Origin of the sequence: Ciceribacter sp. L1K23, assembly GCF_018122705.1 — a bacterium.
Lineage (GTDB): Bacteria > Pseudomonadota > Alphaproteobacteria > Rhizobiales > Rhizobiaceae > Allorhizobium.
This window is the reverse complement of sequence record NZ_JAGRRC010000001.1, coordinates 1,392,900-1,405,572: the sequence shown is the minus strand read 5'-3', so window position 1 is coordinate 1,405,572 and position 12,673 is coordinate 1,392,900. Positions and strand designations below refer to the sequence as shown.

General features: G+C 62.5%; 15 protein-coding genes. 13 read left to right on the top strand and 2 right to left on the bottom strand.

The genetic code is table 11. From position 1 onward, the window contains the following. Positions 1-59 precede the first annotated feature (59 nt). Complete coding sequence (locus tag J5J10_RS06480) at positions 60-2,633, top strand: EAL domain-containing protein (RefSeq protein ID WP_349252043.1); 2,574 nt, start codon at positions 60-62, stop codon at positions 2,631-2,633. 16 nt (positions 2,634-2,649) lie between these two features. Here J5J10_RS06480 and J5J10_RS06475 read toward each other — a convergent pair whose 3' ends face one another. Next, positions 2,650-2,964, bottom strand: coding sequence for a DUF1476 domain-containing protein (locus J5J10_RS06475; protein ID WP_208551272.1), 315 nt, complete (start codon positions 2,962-2,964; stop codon positions 2,650-2,652). Between the two features lie 234 nt (positions 2,965-3,198). Between J5J10_RS06475 and purC the strand changes: the two genes are divergently transcribed. The 5 genes from purC to J5J10_RS06450 are packed head-to-tail and all read left to right on the top strand — an operon-like array spanning position 3,199 to position 5,568. Continuing rightward, a complete protein-coding gene (purC, locus tag J5J10_RS06470; RefSeq protein WP_208551273.1) occupies positions 3,199-3,963 on the top strand; it encodes a phosphoribosylaminoimidazolesuccinocarboxamide synthase in 765 nt (254 codons plus the stop codon). Positions 3,964-3,980: 17 nt separating this feature from the next. Next, the gene (gene purS, locus J5J10_RS06465) at positions 3,981-4,223 is read left to right on the top strand and encodes a phosphoribosylformylglycinamidine synthase subunit PurS (RefSeq protein WP_208551274.1); all 243 of its coding nucleotides are present in this window, start codon (positions 3,981-3,983) and stop codon (positions 4,221-4,223) included. Between the two features lie 19 nt (positions 4,224-4,242). After that, positions 4,243-4,500 carry a hypothetical protein gene (locus J5J10_RS06460; RefSeq protein ID WP_208551275.1) on the top strand — a complete coding sequence of 86 codons (258 nt, stop codon included), beginning with the start codon at positions 4,243-4,245 and terminating at the stop codon, positions 4,498-4,500. Next, on the top strand, positions 4,497-5,171 hold the full coding sequence (gene purQ, locus J5J10_RS06455; protein WP_211929276.1) for a phosphoribosylformylglycinamidine synthase subunit PurQ: 675 nt from the start codon (positions 4,497-4,499) through the stop codon (positions 5,169-5,171). Before J5J10_RS06460 ends, purQ begins: the two co-directional genes overlap by 4 nt. Before the next feature lie 13 nt (positions 5,172-5,184). Beyond that, entirely contained in the window at positions 5,185-5,568 is a 384-nt protein-coding gene (locus tag J5J10_RS06450; RefSeq protein ID WP_211929275.1) for a hypothetical protein, read from the top strand. Between the two features lie 82 nt (positions 5,569-5,650). Here J5J10_RS06450 and J5J10_RS06445 read toward each other — a convergent pair whose 3' ends face one another. Continuing rightward, the gene (locus J5J10_RS06445) at positions 5,651-5,938 is read right to left on the bottom strand and encodes a DUF1127 domain-containing protein (RefSeq protein ID WP_211929274.1); all 288 of its coding nucleotides are present in this window, start codon (positions 5,936-5,938) and stop codon (positions 5,651-5,653) included. An 83-nt stretch (positions 5,939-6,021) separates the two neighbouring features. Here J5J10_RS06445 and J5J10_RS06440 point away from each other — a divergent pair, with 83 nt between their 5' ends. The 7 genes from J5J10_RS06440 (at position 6,022) to J5J10_RS06410 (ending at position 12,652) form a co-directional block, all read left to right on the top strand. Then, positions 6,022-7,434, top strand: coding sequence for a PLP-dependent aminotransferase family protein (locus J5J10_RS06440; RefSeq protein ID WP_211929273.1), 1,413 nt, complete (start codon positions 6,022-6,024; stop codon positions 7,432-7,434). A gap of 121 nt (positions 7,435-7,555) precedes the next feature. After that, positions 7,556-9,790, top strand: coding sequence for a phosphoribosylformylglycinamidine synthase subunit PurL (gene purL / locus J5J10_RS06435; protein WP_211929272.1), 2,235 nt, complete (start codon positions 7,556-7,558; stop codon positions 9,788-9,790). Positions 9,791-9,804: 14 nt separating this feature from the next. Further along, positions 9,805-10,038, top strand: a complete 234-nt coding sequence (locus tag J5J10_RS06430) for a BolA family transcriptional regulator (protein WP_208551281.1) — start codon at positions 9,805-9,807, stop codon at positions 10,036-10,038. Between the two features lie 12 nt (positions 10,039-10,050). After that, complete coding sequence (locus tag J5J10_RS06425) at positions 10,051-10,278, top strand: hypothetical protein (RefSeq protein ID WP_211929271.1); 228 nt, start codon at positions 10,051-10,053, stop codon at positions 10,276-10,278. Between the two features lie 15 nt (positions 10,279-10,293). Beyond that, complete coding sequence (locus J5J10_RS06420) at positions 10,294-10,854, top strand: hypothetical protein (RefSeq protein ID WP_211929270.1); 561 nt, start codon at positions 10,294-10,296, stop codon at positions 10,852-10,854. Between the two features lie 138 nt (positions 10,855-10,992). Beyond that, positions 10,993-11,325, top strand: a complete 333-nt coding sequence (grxD, locus tag J5J10_RS06415) for a Grx4 family monothiol glutaredoxin (RefSeq protein ID WP_211929269.1) — start codon at positions 10,993-10,995, stop codon at positions 11,323-11,325. Between the two features lie 121 nt (positions 11,326-11,446). Further along, positions 11,447-12,652 (top strand): multidrug effflux MFS transporter, encoded by a 1,206-nt coding sequence (locus J5J10_RS06410; protein WP_211931158.1) that lies wholly within the window; start codon positions 11,447-11,449, stop codon positions 12,650-12,652. The last annotated feature ends 21 nt before the right edge of the window (positions 12,653-12,673 follow it).

Here is a 12,673-nt window from a genome sequence, read left to right as displayed (position 1 = left end):
ATCTTAATCTGCGCATACACATAGTCAGCCTTCTAGTTTTGCTTGCAGACGAGTTGGCCGTGCCCGTCAGTTCCGCCTTACCCTTGAGCCGCGAGGCGACGCCGCAGGAGCGATCCGCATATCTTGAGGCCCTACCGCAAGCCGCGGCCATCGTGGATGTATCCGGTACCGTCCTCGCGATGAACGAACCGTTCCATCGGTTGACGGGCAGCGCACGACGTCCCGGTACATCATCATGTTTCGAACTCGTTGATATCGCCGACCAGCCGAGACTTCAGGCCAACCTGACAGCCGCTCTGACGGGAAGCACGCCGCCGCCTTGCGACCTGATCCTCACCGCCGGCGATGGGAGACGTTCCACGGTCCTGGCGCTGACAAGCCAGGTGGATGATCGCCGCACACGCGCCGCCATTCTGCTACAGTTTGTCGACATCAGCGAACGCGCGGAGCGCGAGGCGGAACTTGCTCGACATGAAAGTCGCTGGCATCAGGCCCTCACCAGTGCTGCGACGGGAGTCTGGGATCACAATTTCAAAACCGGCGAGATGTACTACTCGGAAACGTGGCGGCACCTGCGCGGTCTGGGCCCCGACGACATGCCGGCTGCAACGGCGGAGGAATGGCTCCAGCTCCTGCACCCCGACGACCGGGATCGCGTCTGCCACGCCCTCGAACGGCAGAACGCCGGCGATCCGGACTACATGGCGTTCGAATATCGTGAACGCCACAAGGCCGGTCACTGGGTCTGGATCGAGTGCCGCGGCGCCTGCGTCGAGTGGGATGACAAAGGCCAGCCGACCCGAATCATCGGCACGGACATCGACATCACGGCGCGCAAAAACGCCGAGGAAATGTTGCGGCAGATGACCGCGCGGCTGGAACTTGCGCTGGAGACATCCAAGATCGGCGTGTTCGAGGCCGATCTAGATACGATGGAGGTCTACTGGGACGAGCGCGTGATGCGCATCTACGGCGTGGAGGGACCCGGCCGGATACTGCCGAACGGCACGTGGCAGAGCATGCTCCATCCCGACGACCGGGACCGCGCGATCGGCAATTCCGAAAATGCGATCCGGGGCGGCGATGAGTTCTACGACCAGTTCCGGATATTCAGGAAGAACGACGGCGAGATTCGCCACCTGCGCTCGCGGGCAACGACCATCATCGACCAGAACGGCCGCCGGCGCCTTCTCGGTGTAACCTGGGACGTCTCCGACGATATCACCCTGCACCAGCAGCTCGACAGCGCAAAGACGCTGGCCGAGGCGCGCAATCGCGAGCTGGAAGGCGCGCGCCAGCGCATGGAGCATATCGCGCTCCACGATCACCTGACCGACCTACCCAACAGGCGATATCTCGATGCGATGCTGGACCAGATGGAAGAGCATTGCCGGTTGACGCACAAACGTCTCGCGGTGCTTCATATCGATCTCGACCGCTTCAAGCAGATCAACGACACGCTCGGCCACAATGCCGGCGATGCGCTGCTCCGTCACGCCGCATCTATCCTGCGGTCCGAGGTCGCCGCAGGTGATTTCGTCGCTCGCATCGGCGGCGACGAATTCGTCGTCCTCGTTCAGTTCGAGGGACCGGAGAAGCGGCTCGGCAAACTCGCCGAGCGCCTCATCGATCACACCCGCCGCCCCGTCACCATCGAGGGACATGAATGCCGGTTTGGCAGCAGCATCGGCGTCGCCGTGTCACGCGGGCCCGTCATCAATGCGCGCCAGCTGTTGCTCAACGCCGACATGGCGCTCTACCACGCCAAGAACCGCGGCCGAAACCGGTTCGAGTTCTTCCGTGACGACGACCAGACCCGCGCCGTCAGCACCAAGCGCTTGTCGGACGACATTTTGCGCGGGCTTGAGCAGGACGAGTTCGTTCCCGTCTACCAGTTCCAGTTCGACGCCCGGACGCTTGACGTCGCTGGCGTCGAAACTTTGGCGCGCTGGCAGCACCCCGAGCGTGGCCTTTTGACGCCCGATCTGTTCCTGAAGGCCGCCGACGATCTGAACGTCGTCTCCGATATCGACGGTCGCGTGCTCGACAAGGCGCTGGCCGACATGCGCCTCTGGCGCCAGCGCGGCTTTTCCATTCCCAAGCTGTCGGTCAACGTTTCCTCAAGGCGCCTGCACGATCCGAACCTGCGCAAGGCGCTGGCCGGAATCGAGATCCCGCCCGGCGCGCTGTCCTTCGAGCTCCTTGAATCCATTTTCCTCGACGATTTCGACGCGCAGGTGAAGGAGAACCTGCGGCTTCTGCGCAGGCTGGGAATTTCCATCGAGATCGACGACTTCGGCACCGGCCATGCGTCGATCGTCAGCCTGTTGCGCCTCAATCCTCAGGCGCTGAAGATCGACCGTGAGCTGATCCGCAAGGTGCCTGACTCCCGCGAGCAGCGGCAGCTCGTCCGGGCGATCATCGAGATCGGTCACTCCCTGAACGTCAAGGTCGTCGCCGAGGGGGTCGAGACCGACGCCCATGTAGAGGTATTGCGCGACCTCGGCTGCGATGTCCTTCAGGGTTTCGGACTCGCCCGCCCCATGCCGTTCGACCAGACGGAAACCTTCCTCAAAGGCCAGACATGGAAACGCCCCGCCACGGCCCTATCGGGCAACGACACGGGGCGTTGAAAAATCTGTCCTGATATTAGGTGTTCTGAACCTGTTCCACGGCGACGCCGAGAAGCTCCAGCATCTTGGCGCGCAGTTCCTCATCCGAAACGGACACGCCGCCGGCAGCCAGGTCGCCCTTGACCTTGCGGAACACGTCCTCGTCGCCGGCTTCCTCGAAATCCGAGGCTACGACTTCCTTGGCATAAGCATCGACATCGGTCTTGCCAAGCAGTCCGCCAGCCCAGATGCCAAGCAGTTTGTTGCGACGCGCTTCAGCCCTGAACTTCAGGTCCTGATCGTGCGCGAACTTGTTTTCAAACGCTTTTTCCCGGTCGCTCATGCCACTCATATCGTTCTCCCGAAATCTCTTGCCTTCTTGATGGCGCGTTTCCCCATTAATCAAAAGGCTGTAGAAAGTGCAATGCGAAGTTTGTCGTTTCCCTGAGTCGTTACCGGTTTGTCGGAAATATCCGTGAGGAACAACAGCTGCATTGTGAAAACGGATGTTTTCCTTTATGGGACCGCTTCAATTGCCGATCCACTGCGCCCCGCGCGAGGCGCCAACCAGCAGAGTAATTTTTCCATGAACCGTCGCCGCCGTATTTACGAGGGCAAGGCCAAGATCCTGTACGAGGGTCCGGAGCCGGGCACGCTGATCCAGTTCTTCAAGGATGACGCCACGGCTTTCAACAAGAAGAAGCACGACGTCATTGACGGCAAGGGTGTCCTTAACAACCGCATTTCCGAATACCTGTTCACGCACCTGAACAAGATCGGCATCCCGACCCACTTCCTGCGCCGCCTCAACATGCGCGAGCAGTTGATCAAGGAAGTCGAGATGATCCCGCTCGAGATCGTCGTGCGCAATGTCGCCGCCGGCTCGCTCGCCAAGCGTCTCGGCATCGAGGAAGGCGTCGTTCTGCCGCGCTCGATCATCGAATTCTACTATAAGTCCGACGCGCTCGACGACCCGATGGTCTCCGAGGAGCACATCACCGCCTTCGGCTGGGCCAATCCGGCCGAACTCGATGACATCATGGCGCTCGCCATCCGCGTCAACGACTTCCTGTCAGGCCTCTTCCTCGGCATCGGCATCCAGCTCGTAGACTTCAAGATCGAGTGCGGTCGCCTGTTCGAAGGCGAGATGATGCGCATCATCCTTGCCGACGAGATTTCGCCCGACAGCTGCCGGCTGTGGGACATCGAGACCAAGGAAAAGCTCGACAAGGACCGGTTCCGCCAGGATCTCGGCGGGCTTCTCGAAGCCTACCAGGAAGTAGCCCGCCGGCTTGGCATCATCAACGAGAACGAACCGATCCGTGGAACCGGCCCGGTTCTGGTGAAGTAAGGAAGAGGGAAATTCCAGTGATCAAGGCCCGTGTCACCGTCACCCTGAAGAATGGCGTTCTCGATCCGCAGGGCAAGGCGATCGAAGGCGCGCTCGCAACCCTCGGCTTCGACGGCGTCGGCCATGTCCGCCAGGGCAAGGTCTTCGACCTTGAACTTGATGGCGCCGACAAGGCAAAGGCGGAGGAAGACCTCAAGGCCATGTGCGAAAAGCTCCTCGCAAACACGGTCATCGAGAATTATACTATCTCCATCGCCTGAGGGTTGAAGGAGCGGTGGCATGGCCGACCAGACGCAGGAACTGATGTTCGAAATTCTGCGGAAACTGCAGGCGGATATTTCGACCATCAAGGATGGCCAGCGGGAAACGCGTCAAGATATCAATTCGCTCCGCAACTACATGCATGTAATGCAGGGCGACCTCAACAATATGCATGGGACGATGAGCCAGGTTCTGGACCGTCTCGATCGCATCGAAAATCGCCTGGAGCTGCGGGAGCTCCAGGAAGCCCAAGCAAGGTTTGAGCACCAGCCATGAAATCAGCCGTTCTCCAGCTTCCAGGCCTCAACCGCGACCGCGACATGATCGCCGCGCTCACCAAGATTTCCGGACAGGCGCCGGTGACGGTGTGGCAGACCGAGACGGACCTGCCCGATGTCGACCTCGTGGTCATCCCCGGCGGTTTCTCCTACGGCGATTATCTCCGCTGCGGCGCGATCGCCGCCCGTATGCCGGTGATGCAGGCGGTCAAGAAGGCGGCTGAGCGCGGCGTGAAGGTTCTCGGCGTCTGCAACGGCTTCCAGATCCTCGTCGAAGCCGGCATGCTGCCTGGCGCGCTGATGCGCAATGCCTCGCTGAAATTCGTCTGCCGCCAGGTGAAGCTCGAAGTGGTCAATTCCGACACCGACTTCACGCGGGCCTACGAAACCGGGCAGATCATCCGCTGCCCAGTGGCACACCATGACGGAAACTACTTCGCCGACAACGAAACGCTGAAGGCGCTCGAGGGCAACGGTCAGATCGTCTTCCGCTATGCCGATGGAACCAATCCCAACGGTTCGGTGAATGACGTCGCCGGCGTCATGAACGAAAAGGGCAATGTGCTCGGCATGATGCCGCATCCGGAAAACCTGATCGAGGCCGCCCATGGCGGCAATGACGGACGCGCGATCTTCGCCTCCGCCCTCGAAGTCATCGCTGCTGCGTGAAGGTTTGAAAAACATGCGCAAAGCGCTCGGTGCGACCGCCCTGCTCGCCCTCATGGCCCTCGTCGGCTGCCAGCCCAAGGCGACGACGCCGGCCGGGGGGCCTTCGGCGCTCGACATCATGGAAAAGGTCGCCGTCGGCGCCAATCGCTGCTGGTTCAAATCGGGCGACCCGGCATTCAAGTCCTATTCGCTCGCACCTGAACTGACATCCTTCTCCGGACGGCCACGCATTCTTCTCGTCCGCAAGGGCTCGAGCGACATCCGCCCCCTGCTCGTCGTGCAGGCCGAAGGAAAGCCCGCCCGCCTCCAAGCCTTCGGCCCGATGATGGGCGAGACGATTTCCGGTCGTATCGGCAAGGATGTCCAGCGCTGGGCTGCCGGCAATACCGACTGCTGAACGGATCCGGCGTCACGGGGTCGGGGAGACGCAACGCCGGATCCGTGCTTCCGCCAGGGGCGGAGGTCTAAGCGGCGGAAGCTCAGAACCAGGTCAGCAGGCGAGAACGACCCGCCTCCGACATCGCCTCGAGCCGCGACACGCCGATATCGCGCAACTGCTCGTCAGACATATCCCGCAGCGAAAGCCGGCCGGCGCGCCGTGCGTTCCAATTGCGCCACCGATCCACCAATCCCAAAATCCCGCTGCGCGGCGCCGGCATCGGCGCTGGCGCCAACAGGTCGCCGCTTGCGAGAAACTGTGACTCCCTGACATAGCTATCGGGGTAGATTGTATCGATTGTGATGAGATATTCGTCATATCTACGCATATTGCACCTGCCACATCGGGCGTTTCGGATGAATTGTCATCTATATTGACAGGGACATTATGCCAATGTAGAGAATTGTCCCCATGACAAATTGGCTTCCCAATCTCGCGGCGGGCAAAGGTCCGCTCTATGTTCGCCTTGCCGATCAGATGGAGGATGCCATCATGACCGGCCATCTTCCGGCGGGTAGCAAGCTCCCGCCACAGCGAAACCTCGCCTTCGACGTAAAGGTGACAATTGGGACGATAACCCGCGCCTACTCGCTGCTGCACGAGCGCGGCCTGGTCAGCGGCGAGGTCGGACGCGGAACCTATGTGCTACCCCGCCCCAATGGCGAGGCGGCCAACGATCCCGTCAGCGCAAGCCTCGCCGGCACCCGTCCCTTCGTCGCACCGGACGACAAGATCCGCTTCGACAGCACCGCCGCACCCGATGTCGGGCAGGCCGAGGTTCTGAGCGGCCTGATGGCGGAGATCACGCGCGACCACGCGACCGATATCGCGAGCTACACGCGCTCTTTCCCACGCCAGTGGTTCGAGGCGGGCGCCGAGTGGCTGGCCTGCAACGGCTGGCGCCCCGCGCCCGAGACGATCGTGCCGACGCTCGGCGCCCATGCCGCGATCATGTCTGTCCTGACCGTGCTGACGAGCCCCGGCGACAAGATCGTCTTCGAGCATTTCACCTATTCCCAGGTCTCGCGCGCCGCCGGTCTGGCAGGCCGCCGGACGGCGCTCGTCGAGTCCGATGCCGAGGGCGTGAAGCCCGACGACTTCGAACGGGTCTGCATCCAGCAACATCCCAAGATGGCCTTCGTGATGTCGACGACACAGAACCCGACGCTTGCCACCATGCCGGTCGAGCGGCGCAAGGCGATCGCCGATATCGCCCGCAGGCACAATGTCTGGCTGATCGAGGACAATCTCTATGGCGCCCTGACCGACTCGGCCCTCCCCCTGATCGCCACCTTCGCGCCGGAGCGCACCTTCGTCGTCGACGGCCTGTCGAAATCGGTCGCCGCCGGTGTCCGCGGCGGCTGGGTCGCCTGCCCGCCGCATTTCGCACAGCGGGTCCGCATCGCCCACAAGATGATGACCGGGGGCCTGCCGTTTTTGCTTGCCGAACTGGGTGCCCGGTTCGTGCTGTCAGGCGAAGCAGCGCGCATCCGCGATCTCTGCCGCAGGGAGATTGCTGCCCGCGTCGAGATCGCCCGAAGGGAACTCGCAGGCTTCGACTTCCGCTCGGATACCTTCGTGCCCTTCCTCTGGCTGAAGCTTCCCGAGCCGTGGCTGTCGGCGACATTCAAGCAGGCGGCCTACAATGACGGCGTCCTCATCGACGATGAAAACGAATTCAAGGCCGGCCGGTCAGAAAAGGTGAGCCACCGCGTCCGTCTCGGCTTCTCTTCGTCGCAAGACCGTACAGAGGTCTCGCGCGGCATGAAGATCGTCCGCCGTCTGCTCGAAAACGGCGCAGCCGGCTACGACAGCGTCGCGTGACGGGCGCCCCGGGGTCCGGCAGGCGCTAAGCCGTTGAAACGGCCATTTTCCTGTCGCGCTTGCCCGTCACATGCGCTAAAGAGGCCGCAATCCCGAACCGGCAGCCGTCCCAGGAAAAGCGATGACGATCTCCAATACGATCCAGATCACTCCCGAACTCGTAGCCGCACACGGGCTGAAGCCCGACGAATACCAGCGGATTCTGGATCTGATCGGCCGCGAGCCGACCTTCACCGAGCTCGGCATCTTTTCCGCCATGTGGAACGAGCACTGCTCCTACAAATCCTCCAAGCGCTGGCTGCGCACCCTGCCGACCAAGGGTCCGCGCGTCATCCAGGGACCGGGCGAAAACGCCGGTGTCGTCGACATCGATGACGGCGATGTTGTCGTGTTCAAGATGGAAAGCCACAATCACCCGTCCTACATCGAGCCCTACCAGGGTGCGGCGACCGGCGTCGGCGGCATCCTGCGCGACGTCTTCACCATGGGCGCGCGTCCGATCGCCGCCATGAACGCGCTGCGCTTCGGCGCGCCGGATCATCCGAAGACCAAGCATCTGGTTGCCGGCGTCGTTGCCGGAGTCGGTGGATACGGCAATTCTTTCGGCGTGCCGACCGTCGGCGGGGAAGTCGAATTCGACGCCCGTTATAACGGCAACATTCTCGTCAATGCCTTCGCCGCCGGCCTCGCCAAAGCCGATGGCATCTTCCTGTCGGAAGCCAAGGGCGTCGGTCTCCCCGTCGTTTATCTGGGCGCCAAGACCGGCCGCGATGGCGTCGGCGGCGCGACGATGGCGTCGGCCGAATTCGACGAGTCGATCGAGGAGAAGCGCCCGACCGTCCAGGTCGGCGACCCCTTCACCGAGAAATGCCTGCTGGAAGCCTGCCTCGAACTCATGCAGACCGGCGCCGTCATCGCCATCCAGGATATGGGTGCGGCCGGCCTCACCTGCTCGGCCGTCGAGATGGGCGCCAAGGGCGATCTCGGCATTGAGCTCAACCTCGACAAGGTGCCGGTGCGCGAGGAGCGCATGACCGCCTACGAGATGATGCTGTCGGAAAGCCAGGAGCGCATGCTCATGGTGCTTGAACCCTCCAAGGAAGAGGTTGCCAAGGCGATTTTCGTCAAATGGGGCCTCGACTTTGCGATCGTCGGCTACACCACCGACGATCTGCGCTTCCGCGTCATCCATCAGGGCGAGGAAGTCGCCAACCTGCCGATCAAGGATCTTGGCGACCAGGCGCCGGAATACGACCGCCCATGGCGCGAGCCCGGCAGGCGCGGCGCCCTGCCCGCCAACCTCGTCGCCGAACCGGATGACTATTCGGCAGCCCTCCTGAAACTGGTCGGCTCGCCCAACCAGTCGAGCCGTCGATGGGTCTACGAGCAGTACGACACGCTGATCCAGGGCAATTCGCTGCAGCTTCCCGGTGGCGACGCCGGCGTCGTCCGTGTCGACACGCACCCGAAGAAGGCGCTCGCCTTCTCCTCCGACGTGACGCCGCGCTACGTCGAGGCAGATCCGTTCGAGGGCGGCAAGCAGGCGGTCGCCGAATGCTGGCGCAACATCACCGCGACCGGCGCCGAGCCGCTGGCTGCCACCGACAACCTGAACTTCGGCAATCCCGAGCGCCCGGAAATCATGGGCCAGTTCGTGCATGCCATCAAGGGCATCGGTGAGGCCTGCCTTGCGCTCGATTTTCCGATCGTCTCGGGCAATGTCTCCCTCTACAACGAGACAAACGGCGTCGGCATCCTTCCGACCCCGACCATCGCCGGCGTCGGTCTGCTCCCCGACTGGTCGAAGATGGCCCGCATCGGCAGCGCCCAGGATGGCGACCACCTGATCCTGATCGGCACCGACGGCAGCCACCTTGGCAGTTCGGTCTATCTCCGCGACATCCTCGGCCTGACCGATGGTCCTCCACCGGAAGTCGATCTCCATGCCGAACGCCGCAACGGCGACTTCGTGCGCTCGGCGATCCGCAATGGACAGGTCACCGCCTGCCACGACATCTCCTCCGGCGGCCTTGCGGTCGCGCTTGCCGAAATGGCGATGGCGTCCGGCAAGGGCATGTCCGTCAACCTCACCGAAAGCCGTGGCCCCGCCCACGCCCTGCTCTTCGGCGAGGACCAGGCCCGTTACGTGGTCGCCGTCCCGGCCGACATGGCGAATTTCCTCTGCGCCAATGCAGAAGGTGCCGGCGTTCCCTTCCGCCGTCTCGGCACGGTGGGCGGCTCTACGCTTGCCGTGGAAGGCGTGCTCTCGGTCTCCGTGGACCAATTGCGTTTGGCCCATGAATCGTGGTTTCCTGAGTTCATGGACGGCAAGGCCATGGCCTTTGCCGCGGAATAACAGGGAGCATACCGATGGCAATGAAGGCCGGCGAAATCGAAGATATGATCAAGGCGGGCATACCCGGCGCGAAAGTCGTGGTCCGCGATCTGGCCGGCGATGGCGATCACTATGCGGCGGAAGTCGTGGCGGAAGCCTTCCGCGGCAAGACCCGCGTGCAGCAGCATCAGATGGTCTATGACGCATTGAAGGGCAATATGGGCGGCGTTCTCCACGCGCTTGCCCTCCAAACCTCCATTCCGGAATAAGGTGATACCGCCATGGCGAAGGGGCTCGTCGCGGAAATCGTCGAAAACGTCATCGAAGGCGTCCTAAAGGAGGTCCTGAAGAAGACCACCGGCCGCAAGACGACGCGCCGTCGCAAACGTCAGACGCGCTCGGCCACAACGGGCCGCTTCGTTCGCAAGAAGACGGTGCGCAAGCCGGCCCGCAAGCAGGTGAGCCGGCGCCGGACCGCCGCCAAGCGTAGCCGGCAGAAATCCCGATAACGAGGCGGACCGACCATGATCCTCCGTAGTCTGATGATCGCCGCGTGGGCATCCGCCGCGATGCTGACCCAGCTCCCTCTCAAGGCCCAGGCCGGCGAAATACACTGCCACGCCAATGAAAACTTCAACGTCGCTGTACGCGAGTACGATGAAGAACCAGGGTCGCAGTTCGCCGTCACAGTTCTCGATGGGGCGGAAGCGCCGGCGGACTGTGTATTCGATGCACAGGGTGCGGACATCGTCATCGGCGAGGCCGGAGACCCGCTCTGGTACGGCGAACTCACCGCCGATTTCCTCGTCACAACCCGGTCGACCGGCCCGGAAGGCGATCTCGTCGTCTTCGATCTGTCCACAGGCGAGAAAGTTCTCGACGCACCGGCGGACGAATATGACATCGAGGATGGCTTCATATCGTTCTGGCAGCGCGCCGGCGAGGCAACGTCAGCGACCTGCCCGGAATACGCCGAGAACCAGGCCAACGGCTTCGGCTCCGTCATCCTCGAGCACGTCGCCTTCGACCTTCAGGCAAAGACATTGGAAAAGACGGGCGATACGCGCTGCGGGGCGACCCAGTAGGCTTCAGTCTGAAGCGCCGGCAGCTTATCCGCACCATCACGGTTTTTTCGGCGGTCGGCTGGAATTTGGCCACCGACATGTTATTTAGGGGCAAGCAAAAAGCAGCGGACCTTGAACCCGCATGTGAAAGGATATGCCATGAGCGCCAACGAATTCATCGCCAATGAAGTGAAGACCAACGATGTGGTTCTCTTCATGAAGGGCACGCCACAGTTCCCGCAGTGTGGCTTCTCCGGCCAGGTCGTGCAGATTCTCGATTACCTCGGCGTCGACTACAAGGGCATCAACGTCCTTGCCGACAGCGAAATCCGCCAGGGCATCAAGGATTATTCCAACTGGCCAACGATCCCGCAGCTCTACGTCAAGGGCGAGTTCATCGGCGGTTGCGACATCGTCCGCGAGATGTTCCAGGCCGGCGAGCTGCAATCGCATCTCCAGGAAAACGGTATCGCCGTCCGCGGCGCTGCCTGAGGTCTCGCGACCCTTTAAAATTTAATGGTTTCATGACAAGGCGCTGCCCCCGCGGCGCCTTGTCGCTGCTTGAAAGAAAGTCATGTCCAGTCAATCGGAAAACCCGCCGGCGCTCGGCGCTATGCACCGGGTCGAATTCATTGCCCTGATGGCAGCCTTGATGTCGCTGACGGCGCTTGCCATCGACAGCATGCTGCCCGGGCTTGCCATCATTGGCGCCGACCTCGGCGTCACCGATCCCAACCACAACCAGTATATCGTCTCCGCCTTCCTCCTGGGCTTTGGCGCGGCACAGCTTTTCTACGGCCCGGCCTCGGATCGGCTCGGCCGTCGTATTCCGATCTTCTTCGGTCTCGCGCTCTACATCATTGCCTCGCTCGGCGCCGTCATCGCGCCGAGCTTCGAGGTCATGCTGGTGCTGCGCGCCATCCAGGGCGTCGGCGCCGCGTCGCTGCGCGTCATCACCGTGTCGATCGTCCGCGACGTTTACGGCGGCCGCCGCATGGCCGAGGCCATGTCGCTGATCCTGATGGTCTTCATGGTCGTGCCGGTCATCGCGCCGGGCACCGGACAGGTGATCATGCTGTTCGCCGACTGGCACTTCATCTTCGTCTTCATGGCGCTGGGCGCGCTGGTGGTCGGTCTCTGGACCTATATCCGGCTCCCCGAAACCCTGCCCGTCTCCGAGCGTCGCGCCTTCACGCCGAAGATCGTGCTCCAGGGCTTCCGGATCGTGCTCTCCGATCGCATCGCGCTGTGCTACACACTGGCCAGCACCTTTATCTTCGGAGCGCTGTTCGCCTTCATCAACTCGGCGCAGCAGATTTATATCGACATCTATCAGCTCGGTGAGTGGTTTGCCGTCGCCTTCGCGGCGGTTGCGATCTTTATGGCGTTGTCGTCCTTCATCAACGCCAAGCTCGTCGGCCGCTTCGGCATGCGCCGGCTCTCCCACGGCGCGCTGGTGGGCTTCCTGATGATCAACCTGGTCTGGCTGATCGGACACTTCGTCGGCCCGTCGCCAATGCCGTTCCCGCTGTTCATCACACTCTTCGCTCTGGCGATGTTCCAGTTCGGCTGGATCGGCTCGAACTTCAACTCTCTGGCAATGGAGCCGCTCGGCCATGTCGCCGGCACCGCGTCCTCCGTTCTCGGTTTCCTCAGCACGATCGGCGGCGGCCTGATCGGCGCGGTCATCGGCCAGGCCTTCAACGGCACCGCGATCCCGATGGTCGCCGGCTTCTTCACCGTCTCCGTCATCGGCCTCGTCTTCGTACTGATCGCCGAAAAGGGAAAGCTGTTCCAGGCGCACAACGCGCCGGTCTGAGAGCTCGTCAGTCCCCGGAAA